Source organism: Streptomyces sp. ST2-7A (assembly GCF_021390475.1).
GTDB lineage: Bacteria > Actinomycetota > Actinomycetes > Streptomycetales > Streptomycetaceae > Streptomyces.
The window spans coordinates 123,149-143,007 of record NZ_JAJUWS010000007.1 but is presented as its reverse complement, the minus strand read 5'-3'; the positions used below and the strand labels follow the sequence as shown (position 1 = coordinate 143,007).

Genomic DNA, 19,859 nt, shown 5'->3' with positions numbered 1-19,859 from the left:
CCGACCTCCTCCGAGCCGACCTCCCCGGCGGGACGTCAGCCGCGACCGCGGCGCCGGGGCGGGCCCTGGCCGGCGCCGTCGAGGGCGAGGACGGCCGGGAGGGTCGCCCCGGCGCACCAGTGGCCGAGGAGGTCGCGGTGCACGACCGGGACCCCGTTGGCGCGGGCGGTCTCCAGGGCGGGCGCGGTGACCCGGGTGGTGGTCACGAGCACGGCGACATCGGCTCCGGCGTGGACGAGGGCGCCGATCAGTTCCCGGACCGTCGCGGCGGGGATCGACCGCTTCGGCGAGTAGCGCTTGCACTGGACGACCAGGGATCGGCCGTCGGACAACCGGCCGAGGATGTCCACGCCGTTGTCGCGAGCCCCGCCGACGCGGCGTACCCCGGTGCAGCCGTCGCGTCGGCACAGGTCGGCGACGAACGACTCGAATTCGGTGCCCGTCATCCCGTCCACCCCGACATCGGTGAGGCTCCGCCGCCCCCGGGCGTCGACCTCGTCCCGCCGCCACTCGGCGTCGCCCTCACGCTGCTCGCGATGGGTTTTCCACAGGCGGTGGACGAACAGGCCGAGCGGAAGCACGATGATCACGGCGGCGGGGAAGAGCAGCGGCGGGCCCCGGCGATCGGTGAGGAGGGCGAGCAGAACAACCGCGCAGAGGAGGAAGCCGACGGCGGCGGCGCGGGAACCGACCGGGTGACGGTTCCGAGTACGGCCCCGGGGGCGGCTGCGACTGCGGTTCACGGGCGGTCCTCTCCTCGGACGCGACGGCCCGCGTCCGGGAGAGATCCTGTACGAGCCGGCGAGGCGTGAAACACGCCGACGACCCCGTCGGTCGTTCCCGGCCGGCTTCGCCGAAACCCCCGGGCCCGAAAACCCGGAGCGCGCCCCGGGGTCCAACCCCCCGAACGCCGTCAACCGCCGGTGACGCCGGTGAAGTTCGGGCCGGTGATCAGGGTGAGCACGCCCGGCGTCTCGGACTCCATGGACTCCAGCCGGGCCCCGGGGATCTTCTTGGCCAGCAGGCGGGCGTGGTCCTCCAGCCCTTCCGGGTAGCGGATGACCGTACCGTCCACCAGGTCGGAGTTGCCGGTGAAGGGCACCTGGAAGCCCGCCGCGCGCAGCCCCTCGGCGGCCTCGGCGGCCTGGCCGGGGACGCCGGAGCCGTTGAGCACCTGCACCCGGACGTCGACCGGGGAGATGGTCGGCTGCTCGGCGGCGGCCCGTTCCATCTCCTCCTCGGTCAGTCGCTCATCGCGGGCCATGGCGGTGAAGACCAGCTCGGCGTGCGGGTACTGCCACACGACGTTGGCACGGTCGGTGGGGTCGTCCAGCTCGCGCGGGTAGTTGGGGACGGTCATGAAGGTGATGGCGTCCTGCGGGACGTCCTGGAGCTGGGTGGCCAGGGACAGGAGCGGCTGCAGACCGGCGAGTTCGGGGTCGGTGGTCAGCGAGCCGGTGACGGCGCCCATGAACTCGTAGAGCGCGGTGGGGTTGGTGAGACTGGACTTGGTCTTCGCGACGAGGGCCTGCATGAACTCCTGCTGCCGGTCGATGCGGCTCAGGTCGCTGCCGTCGCCCAGGCTGTAGCGGGCCCGGACGTAACCCAGGGCCTCCTCGCCGTTGAGCGACTGGCAGCCGGCGTCCAGCCTCAGGTGCGCCTTGGGGTCGTCGACGGGCGCGTCGAGGCACATGTCCACGCCACCGAGGGCGTCCACCATGCCACTGAAGCCGTTGAAGTCGATGGTGATGAAGTGGTCCATCCGCAGACCGGCGTTGTGCTCGACGGTGCGGATGGCGCAGGCGGTGGCGTACCCCACGTCGCCGCTCATCCCCCCGGTGGAGTAGGCGGAGTTGAGCTTGCCGAAGTACGGCTCGGACTCCTCTCCGTTGCCCAGCTCGCAGGCCGGGACCTCCACCCAGGAGTCGCGGGGCAGGGAGACGACGGTGGCCCATTCCCGGTTCTCGGCGATGTGGGCGACCATCATGGTGTCCGAGTTCATGCCGTCGAAGTCGCCGTAGGCACCCTCGGTCCCCTCGCGGCTGTCGGAGCCGATGAGGAGGATGGTCTCGGCGTCGGGGGCGAGGTCGTCGGGTCGGTCGCCGCCGATCTTGTCGTCGACGTCGGCGGACTGCACGTTGCCGTCGAGCTTGTGGTAGAGCCAGGCGAGGACGCCGCTGCCCAGGAGCAGCAGGACGGCGACGGTCGCGGCGGACCACAGCAGGTAGCGGGGCTTCTTACGTGGCTTGCCGCGTCGGCGGCCTCCGCCGGTGCCGGCGCGCCCGTCGGCGGAGCGGCGGGGGGCCGGTACCCGGCCGGCGGCACGGGTCGCGGCGCGTCCGCCGCCGGGGCGGGGGCCGGGGGAATCGTCACCGTGGTCGTCGCCGGTTCCGGAGGGGAGGGCGCCACGGGGGCGGGAGGTCGGTCCGCCGGCACGACGGTCGGGACGTTTCCCGGGGTGATGCGCACGGGTGGCCACGGCCTGCGCCTCCCTCTGCCGATCGGCGGTCCTCGTGCGGCGAGCGCGGGCCCGCCGTTCGCGCACGGGCCACATCGCGTCACCCGTTCGGTGCGGGGTGCCGCCGTACGGGCGACCTTAACACCGGCGCGGGAGGGCCGGCGGGCCGGTGGGGGCCCGGGTCACGGGCACCGTCGGCGACCGTGGCCGAACGACCGGGAAGCCCTCGGCGGGGGGCGGGGACGGGTGGCGGGTATCGGAGTCGGACGACGGGTGGGCGGTCACGCGGCGGGCGTTCGGTCACCGGTCGGGAGGTGGGAACCGGGAGGCGTACACCCGCACCGCGGGGCCCCGGGCCGACCGGCGCCCCCGCCCCGGAGTGACGGCCCGGACCGCCGGGTGAACGCGCGACCGGGGAACGGGCGTCGGACCCGCGTGGCCGAGCCCACCCGGCCGGGAAGTCGTCCCACCGGTCCGGTCGTCCCACCGGTCCGTCCGGCCCGGATACGGGCGACCGGGGGGCGTACGCCGACGCCGCTGGACCCCGCCCCGGAGTGGCGGGCCGGGTCGCCGCGTGGACCCACCCCGGCCGGGAACGCGCCCGCGGCAACCCCGAGCCGCCCCCGAACCGGCACGCGTCCCGCCCGGCGGAGCCGGGGTCAGGTCCGGGCGCGGGCGTCGATGTCGGCGACCAGTGCCTCGATCCGCTCGCGGATGGCGTCGCGGATCGGCCGGACGTCCTCCACGCCCCGCCCGGCGGGATCGGCCAGTTCCCAGTCGAGGTAGGTGCGGCCGGGGAAGACGGGGCAGGCGTCGCCGCAGCCCATGGTGATGACCCAGTCGGAGGCGCGCACCGCGTCGGGGGTCAGGACGACGGGGGTGGCGGCGGTGATGTCGATGCCGACCTCCCGCATGGCCTCGACGGCGGCCGGGTTCACCCGGTCGGCGGGCATCGAGCCGGCGGAGCGGACCTCGACGCGGTCGCCCGCGAGGTGCCGCAGGAAGCCGGCGGCCATCTGGGAGCGGCCCGCGTTGTGGACGCACACGAACAGGACGGAGGCGACGGGGGCGGTGGGCTCGGGCATGGGTTCCGTTTCTTCCTTCTCGCCGACCGGCCCGGGGCCGGTCGGGTGTTCCGGCCACGGGTCCCGGGCGCGCGGCTCGGGGCGGGTGCGAACGCCGCGACGGACACGAACGTCGCGAGCGGTGCGGAGGGGCCGGCGCGCGGGACGCGCGGGGGCGGGGTCGGCGGGACACCGACACGTGTGACAGTATCAGCACATGCTGATGTCAGTCGATGCTGATCTGATGCGCGCGCTGGGTGACCCGCTGCGGCTGAGGATCGTGACCCTGTTGGCCCGCGAGACCCTGTGTACCACGCACCTGGTCGCCGAAACCGGCGCCCGGCAGACCAACCTCTCCAACCACCTGCGGGTCCTGCGCGAGGCGGGCGTGGTGGAGACCGAGCCGTGCGGGCGCTTCACCTACTACCGGCTGCGCCCCGAGGCGCTCACCGGTCTCTCCGAGGGGTTCGGGGAGCTGGCCGAGCTGGCCCGCGAGACCCTCTCCGGCGACCGCAAGCGGACCTGCCCGTGAGCGCCCGTGAGGCGGGACCGACCGCCGGCCCCGGGCCCGACCCCGCCGCCGCGCCCGGAGCCGCCGCGCTGGTGGGCAGGCTGTCCACCCTGGACCGTTTCCTCGCCGTGTGGATCCTGCTGGCGATGGCGATCGGGCTGGGGTTGGGGCGGGTGGTTCCCGGTCTGGACACGGCGCTCGCGGCCGTGGAGATCGGCGGGATCTCCCTGCCGATCGCCCTGGGCCTGCTGGTGATGATGTACCCGGTGCTGGCCAAGGTCCGGTACGACCGGCTGGACACCGTCACCGACGACCGCCGCCTGCTGATCTCCTCGCTGGTGATCAACTGGCTGGTCGGGCCGGCCGTGATGTTCGCCCTGGCGTGGATCTTCCTGGCCGACCTGCCGGAGTACCGCACCGGTCTGATCATCGTGGGCCTGGCCCGGTGCATCGCGATGGTCATCATCTGGAACGACCTGGCCTGCGGGGACCGTGAGGCGGCGGCGGTGCTGGTCGCCCTGAACTCCGTCTTCCAGGTCTTCGCCTTCGGCCTGCTCGGCTGGTTCTACCTGGATCTGCTGCCCCGGTGGCTGGGGCTGGGCGACGGCGAGGCGCTGGACGTCTCGGTGTGGAAGATCGCGGCGAACGTGGCGATCTTCCTCGGCATCCCGCTGCTGGCAGGATTCCTCACCCGACGGGTGGGCGAGCGGCGGATGGGGCGCGAGCGGTACGAGGAGCGGTTCCTGCCCCGGATCGGACCGTGGGCGCTGTACGGGCTGCTCTTCACGATCGTGCTGCTCTTCGCCCTCCAGGGGGACACCATCACCTCCCGGCCCCTGGACGTGGCCCGGATCGCGGTGCCGCTGCTGATCTACTTCGCGCTGATGTGGTTCGGCACCTTCGCGCTGGGGTGGTTCATCGGCCTGGGTTACGAGCGCACCACCACGTTGGCGTTCACGGCGGCCGGCAACAACTTCGAGCTGGCCATCGCGGTCGCGATCGGCACCTTCGGGGTGACCAGCGGCCAGGCCCTGTCCGGGGTGGTGGGGCCGCTGATCGAGGTGCCGGTGCTGATCGCCCTGGTGTACGTCTCGCTGGCGTGGCGGCGCCGCTTCGGCGCACCGGGCACCCCGTCCTCCCCCGGGTCCGACGCCGGCTCCGACGCGCCCTCCCCGGGGGTACCGACGGCCCCGGGAGCCACCCCGACGGCGTCGCCCGACGGCCCGTCCGGGCGGGTGGGGGTCGACTGATCGGGCGGTGCGCCCGGCCGCGAGGCGGGGGACGGAGGTGTGACCTCCGTCCCCCGCCTCCGTCGTCCGCGGGACGGGAACCCCCCGATGGGTGAAGAATGACCTCCGGGGACCCCGAAAGGTCTCCGAAAGGTCTCCGAAAGGTTACGGAACGACCCCCCTCCCATCGCCACACCCACCCCGTGATCCCTCCGACAACCCACCCGACACATCCCCGAAACCCTCACGCCACCCCCGTCGCACAGCCCCGCACCACCGACCCCGGGACCCCCGGGGCCCCCTCCCGGATGACCTCCACACCGAAAATTATCGGTCGGATCGGAGACGGGTGACCTGCCAAAACCAATGCTCTACGTCAGATCCGTTGACGTGACCTCCGTGTCCTCCTATGGTGCGCCTACAAATTTTTCGACAGCAGGCCGATAATTTCTGCTTTGGTGCGAAGGGGCACGATCATGTCGCTACGTCGGCGCGGTGCTATGGCCTTGGTGGCCTCCACCCTCCTGCTCGCCGCATGCGGCGGGGGGAACTCAGATAACGATTCCGATGCCGGAGGTGGGGTCTCGATCGACTGGTGGCACATCGGCACCACGGAGCCGAACGCCACCATCTACGACGAGTGGGTCGAGGAGTTCGAGGCACAGAACCCCGGCGTGACGGTGAACGTCACCGCGCTGGAGAACGAGGCGTTCAAGTCCAAGATGACCACCATCACCGCCGGTGGTGACATGCCGGACGTCTTCTCCACCTGGGGCGGCGGCGTGCTGTCCCAGCAGGTGGAGGCCGGCCTGGTGAAGGACCTGGACGTGGTGGGCGGTACCGCCATGGACCAGTTCACCGACGCCGCGATCGCCCCCTACCGTGTCAACGGCGCCTCCTACGGCATCCCCGTCGACGCGGGCATGGTCGGCTTCTGGTACAACAAGTCGCTCTTCGCCGAGGCCGGCATCGAGGAGCCGCCGACCACCTGGGCCGAGTTCCTGGAGGTCGTCCAGACCCTCAAGGACGCCGACATCATCCCGATCGCCCTGGCGGGCAAGGAGGAGTGGCCCGGCCACTTCTACTGGTCCTACCTGGCGATGCGCGTCGCGGGCCTGGAGGCCCTCGAGGACGCCGCCCACAGCAACGACTTCACCCACCCCGGCTTCGTCGAGGCGGGCGAGCGGCTGCGCGAGCTGGCCGAACTGGAGCCCTTCCAGAACGGCTACCTGGGCGCCGACTACTCCACCCCCGACGGCCAGGCCGCCCTGGTCGGCAGCGGCCGGGCCGCCATGGAGCTGATGGGCCAGTGGGCCCCGGCGGTCCAGGCGGACTCGGGCGGCGGCCTCGGTGACGACCTCGGCTTCTTCCCCTTCCCGGAGGTCGAGGGCGGCGCGGGCTCCCTGGACGAGGTCTTCGGCGGTGGCAACGGCTTCGCCGTCTCGGCCAACGCTCCCAAGGAGGCCGTGGACTTCGCCATGTTCATCTCGGCCTCCGAGCAGCACGCGACGTACGTCGAGTCCGGTGCCGGCCTGCCGGTCACCGAGGAGGCCATCGAGCTGGTGGAGGACCCCAACCTCCGCGAGGTGGCCGAGACCATGGCCGCCGCCAACGGCTTCCAGCTCTACCTCGACCAGGCGTTCCCGCCGGCCGTCGGCGCGCAGGTCAACAGCAGCGTCGCCGAGCTGTTCGCCGGGGTCGCCACCCCGGAGCAGGTGACCGAGGCCATCACCGAGGCCGCCCGGGCCGAGGGGTAGCACGCCCGTACCGCGCGCGGGGTTCCGCCCCGCGCGCGGTACGCCGGCGAGGGGAGTCGACCGGCACCACCGGGTCGGCTCCCCACCGGCGCGGGGCCGGTACCACCCCCGGGTGGTACCGGCGTCGGGGAGGACGCCCCGACCGCGCCCCTCCCCGGAGGGACGCCGACCGGACCCGGTCGATGGAACGACCCGGTCCGCCGGCCCCGCACCCGGGAGGCCGGCCCACGGGCTCGCGCCCCGTCGCCCACGGCAACGGGTCCCGGCGGCGCGGCGGCACGTCACCGCCGCCCCCGGGCCTCCCGGCACCACGAGCACCACGAGCACCACACCGTTCCCCGGAACCACCGTTCCCGGGAACCAGGGCCCTCCGAGCCGCAGATGTCGCGGAGGGCGTCGCCCCGGGCCGTACGGTCCGGGCCCCCGACCCCCGCGTACCCGTACCCGTATCCGGCGGGTGGTCCGGACCCTCACCGGTCCGCCCCGTCCGCCGGCCCCAGCCGGTGCACCCCGGGGCGCGACCGGCCGCCCCAACCGTTCTCCCGAAGCGGAGCCCGACCATGACCTCTCCGGTGTTGACGACCGACGAGCCGAACGCGGCCAACCGCCGCGGCGGCAAACCACCCCGGTCGCCGGCGCACGCGATGCCGACCGACCGGCGTCGCCGGGACAAACGCCTGACCGTGGCGTTCTTCCTCTCGCCCGCCCTGCTGCTCTACGGGCTGCTGGTACTCACACCGGTGGGTCTGGCGATGTGGTTCAGCCTCTACTCCTGGAACGGGATGGGCGGCCTGCCCACCGACTTCGTGGGGTTGGACAACTTCCGCCGCATGCTGAGCGACCCGGTCTTCCTCGGGGACCTGCGGCGCGGCGGCATCCTGATCCTGCTCGCGCTGGTCATCCAGCTGCCGATGGCCATGGGCCTGGCGCTGCTGCTGAACCAGCGGATCCGCGGTCGGGCGGTCTACCGCCTGCTGTTCTTCGCCCCGTACGTGCTCTCCGAGGTGATCACGGCGGTGCTGTTCACCAGCATCCTCGCGCCGGACTCGGGCCTGCTCAACCACGTGCTGGGCTCGATCGGACTGGAGTCCCTGCAGCGGGCCTGGCTCGCCGACCCGGACACCGTGCTGATGTCCCTGTTCGTCGTCATCACCTGGAAGTTCTTCGGCTTCTACACGATCCTCTACCTGGCCGGGCGGCAGAGCATCCCGCACGAGCTGAGCGAGGCGTCCTCGCTGGACGGCGCGAGCCCCTGGCAGCAGTTCCGGCACATCACGCTGCCGCTGATGGGCCCGACCATCCGGATCAGCGTCTTCCTGTCGGTCATCGGCACCATCCAGCTCTTCGACCTGGTCTGGGTGATGACCCGCGGCGGGCCCGTGCGCTCCTCCGAGACGCTGGCCGTGACGATGTTCGACTACGGCTTCCAGCGCTACCAGTTCGGTTACGCCAGCGCGTTCAGCGTGGCGATGTTCCTGATCAGCATGGTGTTCGCCCTGCTGTACCTGCGCTTCGTGATGCGTCGTGACACGCAGGGCGCGCTCACCACCATGGGAGGGGCGAAGTGAACCAGCGCCGCAGCACACTCCTCGTCGGGGTCTCCCGCCAGCTCCTGGCGCTCGGCCTCGCCATCGTGATCGTCGGACCGCTGCTCTTCGCCGTCCTCGGCGGCTTCAAGGACAGCGCCCAACTGTCGCAGAACCCCTTCGGCCTGCCCTCGCCGTGGCGCCCGGAGAACTACGGCGACGTGCTGGCGTCGGAGAATTTCTGGCGCCAGGTGTTCAACAGCCTGATGATCGGCGTGGTCACCACCGTCCTGGTGGCCGGGCTGGGGGCGATGGCGTCCTTCGTCTTCGCCCGGTACGCCTTCCGGGGCCGCGAGGCGTTCTTCACCCTCTTCACCGTGGGCCTGATGTTCCCCTTCGCGGCGGCCATCCTGCCGCTGTTCGTCCTGCTGCGCTCGCTGGGGCTGCTGGACAATCCGCTGGGCGTGATCCTGCCGCAGGTGGCGTTCAGCCTGCCGATCACGATCATCATCCTGCGCGGCTTCTTCCGGGAGATCCCGCGCGAGGTGGAGGAGGCGGCGATCCTGGACGGCTGCTCGCCGTTCGGATTCTTCTTCCGGGTGCTGCTGCCGATGGCGCGGCCGGCGCTGGCCACGGTGTCGGTGCTGGCGGTCGTGGCGAGCTGGAACAACTTCTTCCTGCCGCTGGTGATCTTCACCGACCCGAACCTGTGGACGCTGCCACTGGGCGTGCAGCAGTTCCAGGGGCAGTACGCCTCGGACACCGCCCGGGTGATGGCCTACCTGGTGCTGGCGATGCTGCCCGCGCTGGCCTTCTACGCGGTGGCGGAGCGCCACCTGGCGGGCGGCCTGACGGCGGGCGCCACCAAGGGCTGAGCCGGCCCCTCCGGGACCCCTGTCGGCCCCCGGCCCGCACCGCGCCCCGCGCGGTCCGGACCGGGGGCCGACTCCGTAACAGGCGGCGCATCACCGGTCAGGTCCCGTCGGCGGGGCCGGTCGCGCCCGTCCCCGGAGAGCGACCCGGGACGCCGGAACTCAGGCGGGTAACTGCGGGGCGTGAGTGCCCCCGGGGACGCTGGACGACTGATTGTCCAGCAGCCCGACTCCCCCGAACCGGGGGCACATCACCGACTTTGCGAAACTCGGGACAGTTCGGGAAGGTATGGGCCCCGCTCTCGGTAAAGGCCGGACATTCCGACCGAGGGCGGGGCCAGGGGGAGCGCAGCGTGCAGCGGGTCTCGTGTGGCGGGATGGCAGGTCAGGTCGAAAAGAGGAGGGTGGGCTCGCTGAGGATGTCGCGGTCCTGTTCGGTCTTGTAGAGGAGGTCGATGCTGCCGTAGCGGGCCCGGGTGTAGTCGAGGCCAAGGTTGGCGGTGGCCTTGCGGACGGCGTCCTCGGAGGGGCCTTCGATTTCAAGGAAGGTCGGCAGATCGGGCCAGGTGTCGAGATCGTAAGTGATGGCGCCGAGCTGCCATTCCTCGCGGTAGTTCTGCTGGTAGCGAACCTGCCGGAGGCCGAGTGCAGTGAGAAGTTCGGCGGTGGTGTCGAGGTCGCTGACCTCGATCTCGATCTCTTTGGTCCCGTTGATGGTGGTGGCGTCGGTGACCTGCTTGAGGGTGAGGGTCGTCTTGCCGCCTTCGTCGCGGAGCCGGAGCCATTGTTCGCCCCGAACGGTGTCGTTCTCGAAGATGAGGCGGGTGAACAGGGTGCGGTCGAAGGCCAGCCGCGCACCTGCGGTCCGGAGCTGCTCGCGGATGGCGTCCGCGTCGATGTCAAGGAACTTCGCCTCGTACTCGTGCTGGGTCATGGGTCAGGTCACTCCTGGTGAGATGCTGCGGGTCAAGTGGTCGTGGTCCGTTGTGCGGAGCCTGATGACCTCCTCGCGGATGTCACTGCCAAGAAACTCTTCCACAGGCAGACAGAGATCCATGCGCTGGATACAGATGCCGACCTGGAAGGTCCCGGAGGTATCGCGATACAGCCGGATTCCGTAGTAGCTCTCTTCACAGTCAGTGGAGTTGTTGAACCGGCAGCCACTGCATGTGACAGGCAACCGCGTGGGCCTGATGTGCTTGACCGTCAAAGGCCGGCCGCCGGGGAGCCGGTAGTTCATACGGAAGCCGGAGGTCCCGGCGATCAAACCTACGCTTTCCAGCTCGGCTCCGAGGTCGTTGATAAGCTGGTCGATGGCGTCCAGCGATTCCTGACCGTCAGCGAGCGAGGAAAGAACACGCACGGACAGGGCGGGGGTGTACTTATCCAGTAGCCGGCGTACGCGGTCCACATGCTTGCGGTTTGGTAGAACGATGTTGGCACGGCTCTCGAGGCCGAGGTCCGTGGCAAGCCGGATCGACCGGTCCAGAGCATTGATTTTACCGCTGGCCAGCCCCGACGTGCGGAACCGGGCGTGCTGGACCAGAGCGAGCTCTTGCGGCGTGGTGCCGAAGATGGAGAAGTTGATGTGACCGAGACCGGCTTTCGCACAGTCGGTCAGCACTCGCTCCCCGTTCTCGCCGTTCGACGTGATGCTCACGCGGTAACCGGCCTGCCGCGTCACGGTGATGAGGGCGGGCAGCCGGGGATGCAGGGTCGGTTCCCCGCCGGTCAGATGAACCTCGTTGAAGCCCATGGATTCTCGAAGCCGATCGAGGCAGTTCTGGAACTCACCTGTTGGGAGAATCGGCGCGCTGAGGAATCGCGCTCCGTTGGTCGCGGCATAGATGGAGACGCGGCCGGATGCGCCCGATCCGGAATACGGACCGGGGGAACGGCGGCGATTGTCGACACTGACGGCCGTCCCTTCATTGTGACAGAAGTTGCAGGTCATTCCACACGAGTCAATGACTTTGATCCGTAAGGTGCGGTCGGTGGTCACGGTGACGGGGACCGAGGTGTCAACTTTTTCCAAGGCGCGATGCCGAATCATAGGAGAGGCTCTTTCCTCGCAGAAACAGAGCGGCGGATACAAGGCAGGACTGCCGATTTGCGTACAGGGTTCTTGAGCGGGCCAGATTTCGAGGCGGCCCTACCGCATGGCGACTGCCAGGCCGATGACGAGTCCACAGCTTGCGCTGACGCCGATGATGAACAGCACTCCGGCATACCGACCGATGATGCGAATCAATTTCCACACCACCGGACAGGCCAACGCCCTTGCATCGTGGCGTCCTGACAGCTTGTTGCCGGCATCTGAGCCCACACCGTTTTCCCGATGTGGCCGCGAAAGGTCGTGCCGTTCCGAGTGGCCAATTGACTGACCAGCAACAGACCACGACCATGCTCGTTGGTGTCCGCCGGAGTTCGCATCCCGGCCCCTCGCGGGCTGCTGTCCGACACTTCTAGGAGGCAACTGCCCTCGGCCAGTGTCAGGCAGACTTCGACAGGGCGCTCAGTGGAGCTGCCATGGAGAATGGCATTGGTCACCAATTCGCTGGTGACCAGGACGATGCAATCAGCGTCGTTCTGGTCACATCTCCATTCGCGGAGCGCCACCTGTACCTGATGACGGGCCAGGGGAACGCTCCGCGGCTCGGGTGAGAACTGTTGCCACCAACGCCTTGTGGGTTGCAGGTTGTCCGTGGTCGCACTCATGGCGTTACCTCTTCGTGGATGGGAGGAACAGCTCACCGCGAACAGAGGTCACCGGATCAGGCCATGATGGTTACCCAACGTGGGTACTCTGGAGTGGGGGACCCTTCCCGCCGTACGTCAGCCACCTCACCGGCCAAGGAGGTCACGTGCCCGCTCCGCAACCGCACGTGAAGCTGCCAGCGGAGTTACTGGCACACCCGGCCTGGCAACAGGCATGTGAACAACGCGACTTCACCCAGGTGTTTCGCCTGGTGAAGACCAAGGCCGGCATCTACCCGTCACGCATCGCCGCCCTGTGCGGCATGACGCCCAGCAGAGTCGGGGAGATCATGTCCGGGCGGCGTGGCCTCGCGCATATCGATGTGATCGAACGGGTCTCGGATGGTCTGCGCATTCCCGGGGCCATGCTCGGCTTGGCACACCGCCCTTGGGAGATCCCCAAGCTCCGAGCAACGGCTGTCGGTGCGAAGGAACCTGCCCCGCACGGGGAGACCGACGCCGAACTGTCCGGAGCAGTGACGGAGGAGAACTACGGCAGGGACCTCGATGAACTACTCAGCCTTGCCGACGGCAAGGTCACGCGCTCGACACTCATCGCCCTACAGTCGTCTGTCGAGGACTACTGGCGTCGTGACGATCGGCACGGCGGGGCTTCGCTCCGGCCCGCCGTGGTCGGGCATCTTCGTTACGTTGTCCGGCTGATGCGTGACGCGAACGGTACGCTGCGCCAGGAATTGGAAAAGCTGGCGGCGGAACTTGCCCGACTCTCCGGCTGGGCGTACTTCGACGCCCGCCAGTACAGCACGGCGCGCACACACTTCGCCCAAGCCCTGCGGTTTGCGCACCGTCAGGGCGATCACCTCTTCATGGCCAATGTCCTGTCCTGCATGAGCCTTCAGGCGACCTACGACGGGCACCCCACCGACGCCGTTCGGTTGGCGTGCAAGGCGCAGGACACCGCCCGTGTCTCCGATGAGCAGCCGCTGGTAATGGCCATGCTCTACATGAGGGAGGCATTTGCGCACGCCTCCCTCCGGGACCGCTCCGCATGCCACCAGGCCATCGGTCGATCGCGCGACGCTTTCGAGGCTGCCCGCGGTCATGAGACCGCAGCTCCCTCGTGGGTGCGCTACTTCGACGAGACCAAGCTGATCGTCGACACCGGGATCGCCCTCGCGCGGCTGGGCGAGGCCAGGCGAGCCGAACCCCTGATCGCGGAGGGACTGCGCCGGGAGACCGCAGCGCAGCAGCGCGGCCGTGCTTTCCATGCGTTCTGGCTTGCCACCGCGCAACTGCACCAGGGGGAACTGGACACCGCTTGCCACAGTGCCGGTCTCGCACTGGATCTCAGCGCCTCGATCGACTCACCGCGAGTCGTGGGCCACGTGGGCGAGTTTCACCGCAGCCTCGCCCCGTACGCGCGTGAAGCACCGGTGGTGACTTTCGAACAACGGATGCGTGAAGCGCTCGGTTAGCCGATGATGCTCGTGGCCTCGTCAAGCAGCAGATACAGCAGACCGACGAGACTGCCGCTGCTGACCACCTCACGCCGATCGATCATGCCTCGAATCTCGGACATCGGGACCCACTCGACGCGGTCGGTTTCGTTCAGTTCCGTCGGCGGACCGATGTACGTGGCGCCATCGGCGCGGAAGACGTGGTGCTCGGAATCGGTGATGCCGTTCGCGGGCTGTGCGTAGACCAGATGCTTCATCGACTCCACCCGCCAGCCGGTCTCCTCCTCCACCTCCCGCGCTGCCGCCTGCTCCGGGGTTTCATCGGGTTCGATCAGACCCATCGGCAGCTCCCAGCCCCAAACGTCGGTGATGAACCGGTGGCGCCACATCATCAGCACCCGCTTCTGCTCATCGACGACGGCTGCCACCGCAAGGTGCCGCAGCCGCACCACATGGTGCTCCCAGCGCCGGCCGTCCGGCTGCTGGACATCCACGAGGCAGAGATTGACCCACGGATTGGTGTAGATCTGCCGCTCGCCGTGCACCGTCCACCGCATGAGCCAACTCCCTTTCGCCCGATACGGCATTCATCATGTCACTTCGACGAGAACCCGTAGCCCCGAACGACCACTTCAGGCCGCACGCCCGACCCGTGATGTGGCGGCCGAGAGCTCGGACACCCGAAAGTATTCTCCCGGGGCCGGAGCCGCGTACAAGTGAGGGCCATCACAACAGGGAACGGGCGCGCGGGTTGGTTCTCGGGGCGAGGGAACGTGGTTCGAACTCGGCTTCACCATCGACGCGGTAGCCGGCCGGAGGCGTGTGGATCCACGAGCGGGCCACACCATGGTCACGGACAACTCCGGGCGCCGGATGGCTCAGGGCACTGCGGGGGCCGGGGCGGGGTCGAAGAGACCGCCCATCCCCGCCAGGACGGAGGGGGCCACCCGGTAGTACACCCAGGTACCGCGCCGCTCGGAGATCAACAAGCCCGCCTCGCGCAGCTTCTTCAGGTGGTGGCTGACGGTCGGCTGCGAGACCCCGACATCGGAGATGTCGCACACGCAGGCCTCCCCGCCGGGGTGCGAGGCCACCGCCGAGAACAGGCGCAGCCGCACCGGGTCGCCGAGCGCCTTGAACATCGCGGCGGCGCGCTCGGCCTCGTCGACCTCCAGGGGCCGCTGGGCCAGCGGCGGGCAGCACGGGACGACGTCCCCGGCGGGCGGGGTCGTGCCGGCCCCGGGGCCCGTCGAGATCTGCACGATGGTCATACCCCCATGGTGTCACCCCCGGCCCCGAACGCCCCCGGTTCGGGGGGCTCGGGGGCAAGCGTCACATGCCGGTCACCGCTGTCGGCTCGGGTTCTTCTCAGCGACATGCGAACCATCCGCTTGCCGCCGCCTCCGATCCAACAATTGGGACACCCGTTGCGGTGAGACCTTCAACACCACGGCGACCTCCCTCCCCGACAGACCGAGGGAGTCGAGCTGTCGGGCCACCCTGCGACGCTGGGCGACCGCCCGCTCCCGAGCGTCCTCGGCCTCGCGGTCGGCTTGGCCGAGGTTGAGGAGTTCCCCGTCCGCTCCGGCGCCGATCTCGGGCACGACCTCGATACCGAAAGCATCGTCGGGAAGGTCCAGTACCACAGAGATGTGGTCCCGGGCCATGGCCTCGGCATCCACAAGCGTTCGGGACTGGGTTACACCAACCCCGTCCACGTGAAGCTCCCAGCCGTGCTTCCATCGTTTGGCGACGACCCGGTACATGCCGTGGGTCATGACATCCACCCTTCCGGCAGGCATATGAGCTTTGCCTTCACATCGTCGATGACGCCGGGCGAGACGTTCCGGTGCCGCGGGAGGGGAACCATGTGTTCTCCACGGGGGTGGAGCCACTTGGTGTGCGGCCCCCGGTCGGGAAGCCTCTTGTCGCGGCCCGCGACCCGAAGCTTCATCGAAGGTGTCACCATGTGAAATCCAGACTCCCTAGACGTCAAGATCAAATCAACCTTGATGCCCTCTGATTCGATTGGTGTAAATATTGACGCCCATCGATTCAAGTGCCAGGATGGCCACGAAGACATTCGCATACGTCGATACCGGCAGGTGGGGCCACCGGCCGGGAGGGAGCTCCGATGAGTACAGTCGCCACGCAGGCCGTTCCCGCAGCCGTCGCCGAGGGGAACGGGGAGCACCCCGTGGTCGTCATCGGCGCCGGTCCCGTCGGCCTGGCCGCAGCCGCCCACCTGCTCGACCGGGGGTTGCGCCCGCTGGTACTGGAGGCCGGCGAGGGCCCCGGCCACGCCGTGCGCGGCTGGGGTCACGTGCGGCTCTTCTCCCGCTGGGCCGAGGTGATCGACCCCGTGGGTGAGAAGCTGATCGCCGCCCGGGGCGCCGGGTGGACCCGGCCCGACGACACGGCGTACCCCACCGGGGCCGAGTGGGTCGAGCACTGGCTCCGGCCGCTCGCCGACGCCCTCGGCGACCGCGTGCGGTACGGCACCCGGGTGACCGGCGTCGCCCGCTCCGGCCGCGACCTGATCGTCGACGCCGACCGCGTGGAACAGCCCTTCGTCGTGCAGGTCGAGCGGGCCGACGGCACCGAGGAGCGGATCATCGCCCGCGCCGTCCTGGACGCCTCCGGCACCCGGGGCACCCCCTCCCCCATCGGCGGCAACGGCCTGCCCGCCCTCGGCGAACGCGCCGCCGCCGACCGGATCGTGTACGACATCCCCGACCTGCGGGACCCGGCCGTCCGCGCCCGGTACGCGGGCCGCACCACCGCCGTCGTCGGCTCCGGAGCCTCCGCCTTCACCGTGCTGGCCGCCCACGCCGAACTGGCCGAGGAGGTCCCCGGCACCCGGGCGGTGTGGATCCTGCGGCGCGGGCTGGGCGCCGACACCTTCGGCGGCGGGGAGGCCGACCAACTTCCCGCGCGCGGCGCGCTCGGCCTGCGCGCCCGGGCCGCCGTGGAGGCGGGCACGGCGACGCCGCTGACCGGTTTCCGGGTCACCGCCGTGGAGACCGTCGAGCGGACCGCCGAGGGGGGTGCCGACGACACCGGGCGGCTGGTCCTGATCGCCGAGGACGGCCGGCGGTCCGAGCCGGTGGACTCGGTGGTCGGCGTCACCGGCCTGCGCCCCGACCTCTCCTTCCTCTCCGAGGTGCGGCTGGGGCTGGACGAACGACTGCGGGCCCCCGTCGCGCTGGCCCCGCTCATCGACCCCAACGTCCACTCCTGCGGCACCGTCTACCCGCACGGCGCCGAGGAGTTGTCCCACCCCGAGGGCGACCTGTACCTGGTGGGGATGAAGAGCTACGGCCGGGCGCCGACCTTCCTCGCGATGACCGGTTACGAGCAGGTGCGGTCGGTGGCCGCCGAGTTGGCCGGGGACCGGGAGGCGGCCCGGCGGGTGGAGCTGGTCCTGCCGGAGACGGGGGTGTGCGGCGGCTCGGGCCTGTTCGAGGAGCCGGCCGCCGTCGAGGACGGGGAGACGGACGGGGGTTGTTGCGGAGCGCCGGTGGGGGTTTCGGACCGGCGGGCCCGGTCGGGTCGCCCCGGGCCGGCGGCCGGCGGGCACGCCGGCGGTGCGCCCCCGGCCCGATCAGCCGACGGGCACGCGCAGCAGCGCCGCCCACAACGTCAGCCCGGGCCCGAAGGCGAGCGCGACGACGTGCGCTCCGGGCACGAGACCGCCTGTCCCCCGCAGGTGGTCCAGCACCAGCAGCACCGTGGCCGAGGAACAGTTCCCGTAGCCGCTCAGGACCTCCCGCGAGGAGGCCAACGCCGACTCCGGGAGGTCCAGTTCGTCCCGAACGGTGTCCAGGATCCGGGGCCCGCCCGGATGCACCGCCCAACCGATCGGGGAGTCGGGCGCCACGCCGTTGCGCGCCAGCAGTTCCGTCACCACCGGGCGCACGTGCTTGGCCAGAACCTCCGGCACCTCCGGGGCCAGTCCCATCCGGAACCCCAGATCGGTGATCCGCCAGGTCATGTGCCCACCGGTGTCGGCATCGGTGTGGGAGGCGAGATCGACCACCTCCAGCGAGGGCTCGGCCTTCCCCGTGATCCCTGTCGTCCCCGTGGTCCCCGTGGTCGAGGCGCCGTCCTCCGGGGAACCTCCGGGACGCACCACCACCGCGACGGCGGCGTCCCCGAACAACGCGTGAGTGACCACCTGTTGGGGATCGGTGGTGGGCGGCTGGAGGTGCAGGGTGGTCAACTCCGCGCAGAGCAGCACCGCCGGCCGCCCGTGGGCCGCCACGTAATCGGTCACACTGCCCAGGCCGGGCAGCGCCGCGTAACAGCCCATGTGGCCGACGAGCAGCCGACGGGTGTCCGGTCGCAGACCGAGGGCGGACGCCACCCGGATGTCCACACCGGGGGTGTCGTAGCCGGTGCAGGAGGCGACGGCCAGCATGCCGACCGCGTCGGCGTCGAGCCCGGCCGCCTCCAGCGCGGCGGCCACCGCGCGCCGTCCCAACGCCGGCGCCTCGACCGCGTAACGGCTCATCCGCTCGGCGGTGGTCCAGTGGGTCGGCGGCTCGGTGATCGGGTTGACCACGGTGTGCCGCCGGGCGACGCCGGCGGAGTCGAAGACGCGTCGGGCGAGCCGGCTGCCGGCGAAGTGGTCCCGGAAGAAGCCGTCCCACAGGTGGTGCTGGGAGACCGGTTCGGGTACCGCCACCCCGAAGGCGGTGATCACGGGGGCCGGGCCGGGGACGGCGGAAGAGGGGCGTCCGGGGCTCACCATCGGGACACCGCCGTGTCCCGGGCCGGGTCGCCCCCCAGGGCGGCCACCCCCAGCCAGTCCGCGCACACGTCCGAGGTGGCGGGTTGCAGGGCCCCGCAGCGGGCGTCCCGGTAGAGCCGTTCCAGCGGGTGACCGCGACGGGTCGCCGAGGCGCCGGCCGCCTCCAACACCGAGGAGGCCACCTCGGCGGCGGTGTCCCCGGCCAGCAACTTGGCGCGCCACACCCACCGGTTGGTCTCCGGTTCCCCCGGTCGGTCGGTGACCCGGCGGGCCGCCTCGCCAACCGCCAGGGCGGCGGCCTCCACGGCAGCGTCGGCACGCCCCACCCGCGCCCGCACGGCGGGCAGTCCGGTCAGTCCGCGTGCCCCCAGGTGGTCGGCGGCGGCGCGCAGCACCGCCCGGGCGACCCCGACGTAGACGGCGGCGTAGGAGGCGACGAGCCACTGCGGCATCACCTCGGCGATCGGCAGTGCCAGTCCCTCGACGCCCCCCAGCAGCGCGTCGGCGGGCACCTCGGTGTCCAGGCGCAGGTCATGGCTGCCGGTGGCCCGCATCCCCAGGGAGTCCCAGGTGGGGTCCACCCGCACACCCTCTCCGGCGGGCACCAGGAAGTAGGAGACGCGGACATCGGCGTCCCCCGCGCCGTCGTCCCCCGCACCGGCGTCCCGGGCGTCCTCGTCCCGGGCCGCGACGAGGTAGGCGTCCACGTGTCCGGCCCCGGAGACGAACGCCTTGTGTCCGGTGATCCGGTACCCCCCGGCGGTGCGGCGGTAGCCGGTGGTGATGCGGGACAGCCGGGAGCCGGCGCCGCGTTCACTCATCGCCACCCCGTACAGCGCGCCCCCGGCGGCCTCCCGTAGCACGCGGTCGCGGGTGGTGAACCAACTGTCGGGGGCGCCCAGCGCGCGGGCCAGGTCGTCCGGGGTGTGGGCCAGGGCCCCGGTGACCGAGGCGTGCATGTTGTGGATCAGCGCGGTGGCTCCCGCCCCGGCGGCCAACTCCGCCGCCACGGCGGTGTAGTCGGCGAAGTCGGCCCCGCTGCCGCCGAGCCGGCGGGGGACCATGAGACCGAGCAGGCCCGCCGCGCGCAGATCGGCGAAGTCGGCGGTGGGGAAGGTGCCCGCCTCGTCGTGGGCGGCGGCCCGCTCGGCGACGGCGGGGACCAGGGCGCGGACGCGTTCCAGGGCACCGGCCGCGTCGGCGGCCGGGGCACCGGCCGGTGATTCCGCGACGCCGGTCGTCCCCCGGTCGGCCGGGGGCGGAGCCGGGGTCGGGCCCGGGCCGTCGGTGGCCCGCGGGTCGGGGCCGTCGGGGCCGTCGGGGTTGTCGGTGTGTCGGGGAACGGTGGTGGGCGAGGTGTCGGGCCGCGGGGGTGGGTGCGGGGGCATGGGGCGTCCTCTCTCGTTCCGGGCCGGGCCTCCCGGTGCGTTGCCACCGGGTCGGGGCCCGGGCTCCGATCCGGTCGATCACGGGCGGGGTCGGATGGGCCGGCCGGAACGGTGACGGAGCGGAGG

17 protein-coding genes and 1 pseudogene are annotated in these 19,859 nt (G+C 71.0%); 7 read left to right on the top strand and 11 right to left on the bottom strand.

Features of this window, described 5'->3' with window-relative positions; genetic code table 11:
- Positions 1-35 precede the first annotated feature (35 nt).
- From LZF96_RS26915 to LZF96_RS06690, 3 genes are all read right to left on the bottom strand, one after another.
- Positions 36-743 (bottom strand): restriction endonuclease, encoded by a 708-nt coding sequence (locus tag LZF96_RS26915; RefSeq protein ID WP_233866990.1) that lies wholly within the window; start codon positions 741-743, stop codon positions 36-38.
- Between the two features lie 170 nt (positions 744-913).
- A complete protein-coding gene (locus tag LZF96_RS06695; protein ID WP_308294158.1) occupies positions 914-2,479 on the bottom strand; it encodes an LCP family protein in 1,566 nt (521 codons plus the stop codon).
- 638 nt (positions 2,480-3,117) lie between these two features.
- Positions 3,118-3,543 carry an arsenate reductase ArsC gene (locus LZF96_RS06690; protein ID WP_233866987.1) on the bottom strand — a complete coding sequence of 142 codons (426 nt, stop codon included), beginning with the start codon at positions 3,541-3,543 and terminating at the stop codon, positions 3,118-3,120.
- Between the two features lie 196 nt (positions 3,544-3,739).
- On the opposite strand from LZF96_RS06690, the gene LZF96_RS06685 reads away from it, so the two are divergent.
- From LZF96_RS06685 to LZF96_RS06665, 5 genes are all read left to right on the top strand, one after another.
- Positions 3,740-4,054 carry a helix-turn-helix transcriptional regulator gene (locus LZF96_RS06685; protein WP_233866985.1) on the top strand — a complete coding sequence of 105 codons (315 nt, stop codon included), beginning with the start codon at positions 3,740-3,742 and terminating at the stop codon, positions 4,052-4,054.
- Between the two features lie 68 nt (positions 4,055-4,122).
- On the top strand, positions 4,123-5,283 hold the full coding sequence (gene arsB, locus LZF96_RS06680) for an ACR3 family arsenite efflux transporter (RefSeq protein WP_233867117.1): 1,161 nt from the start codon (positions 4,123-4,125) through the stop codon (positions 5,281-5,283).
- A gap of 455 nt (positions 5,284-5,738) precedes the next feature.
- The gene (locus LZF96_RS06675; RefSeq protein WP_233866973.1) at positions 5,739-7,019 is read left to right on the top strand and encodes an extracellular solute-binding protein; all 1,281 of its coding nucleotides are present in this window, start codon (positions 5,739-5,741) and stop codon (positions 7,017-7,019) included.
- A gap of 560 nt (positions 7,020-7,579) precedes the next feature.
- Positions 7,580-8,587 (top strand): carbohydrate ABC transporter permease, encoded by a 1,008-nt coding sequence (locus LZF96_RS06670; protein WP_374203128.1) that lies wholly within the window; start codon positions 7,580-7,582, stop codon positions 8,585-8,587.
- Positions 8,588-8,631: 44 nt separating this feature from the next.
- A complete protein-coding gene (locus tag LZF96_RS06665; RefSeq protein WP_267940567.1) occupies positions 8,632-9,420 on the top strand; it encodes a carbohydrate ABC transporter permease in 789 nt (262 codons plus the stop codon).
- A gap of 382 nt (positions 9,421-9,802) precedes the next feature.
- Here the strand turns inward: LZF96_RS06665 and LZF96_RS06660 are convergent, their stop codons facing one another.
- From LZF96_RS06660 to LZF96_RS27305, 3 genes are all read right to left on the bottom strand, one after another.
- On the bottom strand, positions 9,803-10,351 hold the full coding sequence (locus LZF96_RS06660) for a class IV adenylate cyclase (protein ID WP_233866969.1): 549 nt from the start codon (positions 10,349-10,351) through the stop codon (positions 9,803-9,805).
- A 3-nt stretch (positions 10,352-10,354) separates the two neighbouring features.
- A complete protein-coding gene (locus LZF96_RS06655; protein ID WP_233866967.1) occupies positions 10,355-11,452 on the bottom strand; it encodes a radical SAM protein in 1,098 nt (365 codons plus the stop codon).
- A 212-nt stretch (positions 11,453-11,664) separates the two neighbouring features.
- A complete protein-coding gene (locus LZF96_RS27305) occupies positions 11,665-12,135 on the bottom strand; it encodes an ATP-binding protein (RefSeq protein ID WP_374203127.1) in 471 nt (156 codons plus the stop codon).
- Between the two features lie 146 nt (positions 12,136-12,281).
- On the opposite strand from LZF96_RS27305, the gene LZF96_RS06650 reads away from it, so the two are divergent.
- A complete protein-coding gene (locus LZF96_RS06650; protein WP_374203126.1) occupies positions 12,282-13,610 on the top strand; it encodes a hypothetical protein in 1,329 nt (442 codons plus the stop codon).
- On the opposite strand, the gene LZF96_RS06645 is transcribed toward LZF96_RS06650, so the two are convergent.
- From LZF96_RS06645 to LZF96_RS06635, 3 genes are all read right to left on the bottom strand, one after another.
- Positions 13,607-14,149, bottom strand: coding sequence for an NUDIX hydrolase (locus tag LZF96_RS06645; RefSeq protein ID WP_233866951.1), 543 nt, complete (start codon positions 14,147-14,149; stop codon positions 13,607-13,609). The genes LZF96_RS06650 and LZF96_RS06645 overlap by 4 nt on opposite strands.
- 321 nt (positions 14,150-14,470) lie before the next feature.
- A complete protein-coding gene (locus LZF96_RS06640) occupies positions 14,471-14,863 on the bottom strand; it encodes a helix-turn-helix transcriptional regulator (protein ID WP_233866949.1) in 393 nt (130 codons plus the stop codon).
- A 72-nt stretch (positions 14,864-14,935) separates the two neighbouring features.
- Positions 14,936-15,394: a hypothetical protein gene (locus LZF96_RS06635; protein ID WP_233866947.1), complete on the bottom strand. Its 459-nt coding sequence runs from the start codon at positions 15,392-15,394 to the stop codon at positions 14,936-14,938.
- 332 nt (positions 15,395-15,726) lie between these two features.
- On the opposite strand from LZF96_RS06635, the pseudogene LZF96_RS06630 reads away from it, so the two are divergent.
- Positions 15,727-17,166, top strand: a pseudogene (locus tag LZF96_RS06630) (FAD-dependent oxidoreductase); the annotation flags it as partial.
- 30 nt (positions 17,167-17,196) lie between these two features.
- Here the strand turns inward: LZF96_RS06630 and LZF96_RS27300 are convergent.
- Positions 17,197-18,345, bottom strand: coding sequence for a type III polyketide synthase (locus tag LZF96_RS27300; RefSeq protein WP_374203134.1), 1,149 nt, complete (start codon positions 18,343-18,345; stop codon positions 17,197-17,199).
- Positions 18,339-19,733, bottom strand: coding sequence for an acyl-CoA dehydrogenase family protein (locus tag LZF96_RS06625; RefSeq protein WP_233866945.1), 1,395 nt, complete (start codon positions 19,731-19,733; stop codon positions 18,339-18,341). The genes LZF96_RS27300 and LZF96_RS06625 overlap by 7 nt, the downstream gene beginning before the upstream one ends.
- Positions 19,734-19,859 lie beyond the last annotated feature (126 nt).

Bases quoted from the DNA above. Each gene is read 5' to 3' on its own strand.
- LZF96_RS06690 (WP_233866987.1), bottom strand. From the start codon at position 3,543: ATGCCCGAGCCCACCGCCCCCGTCGCCTCCGTCCTGTTCGTGTGCGTC.
- LZF96_RS06670 (WP_374203128.1), top strand. From the start codon at position 7,580: ATGACCTCTCCGGTGTTGACGACCGACGAGCCGAACGCGGCCAACCGC.
- LZF96_RS27300 (WP_374203134.1), bottom strand. From the start codon at position 18,345: ATGGTGAGCCCCGGACGCCCCTCTTCCGCCGTCCCCGGCCCGGCCCCC.
- LZF96_RS06675 (WP_233866973.1), top strand. From the start codon at position 5,739: ATGTCGCTACGTCGGCGCGGTGCTATGGCCTTGGTGGCCTCCACCCTC.
- LZF96_RS06625 (WP_233866945.1), bottom strand. From the start codon at position 19,733: ATGCCCCCGCACCCACCCCCGCGGCCCGACACCTCGCCCACCACCGTT.
- LZF96_RS06645 (WP_233866951.1), bottom strand. From the start codon at position 14,149: ATGCGGTGGACGGTGCACGGCGAGCGGCAGATCTACACCAATCCGTGG.
- LZF96_RS27305 (WP_374203127.1), bottom strand. From the start codon at position 12,135: ATGAGTGCGACCACGGACAACCTGCAACCCACAAGGCGTTGGTGGCAA.
- LZF96_RS06640 (WP_233866949.1), bottom strand. From the start codon at position 14,863: ATGACCATCGTGCAGATCTCGACGGGCCCCGGGGCCGGCACGACCCCG.
- LZF96_RS06660 (WP_233866969.1), bottom strand. From the start codon at position 10,351: ATGACCCAGCACGAGTACGAGGCGAAGTTCCTTGACATCGACGCGGAC.
- LZF96_RS06635 (WP_233866947.1), bottom strand. From the start codon at position 15,394: ATGCCTGCCGGAAGGGTGGATGTCATGACCCACGGCATGTACCGGGTC.
- LZF96_RS06685 (WP_233866985.1), top strand. From the start codon at position 3,740: ATGCTGATGTCAGTCGATGCTGATCTGATGCGCGCGCTGGGTGACCCG.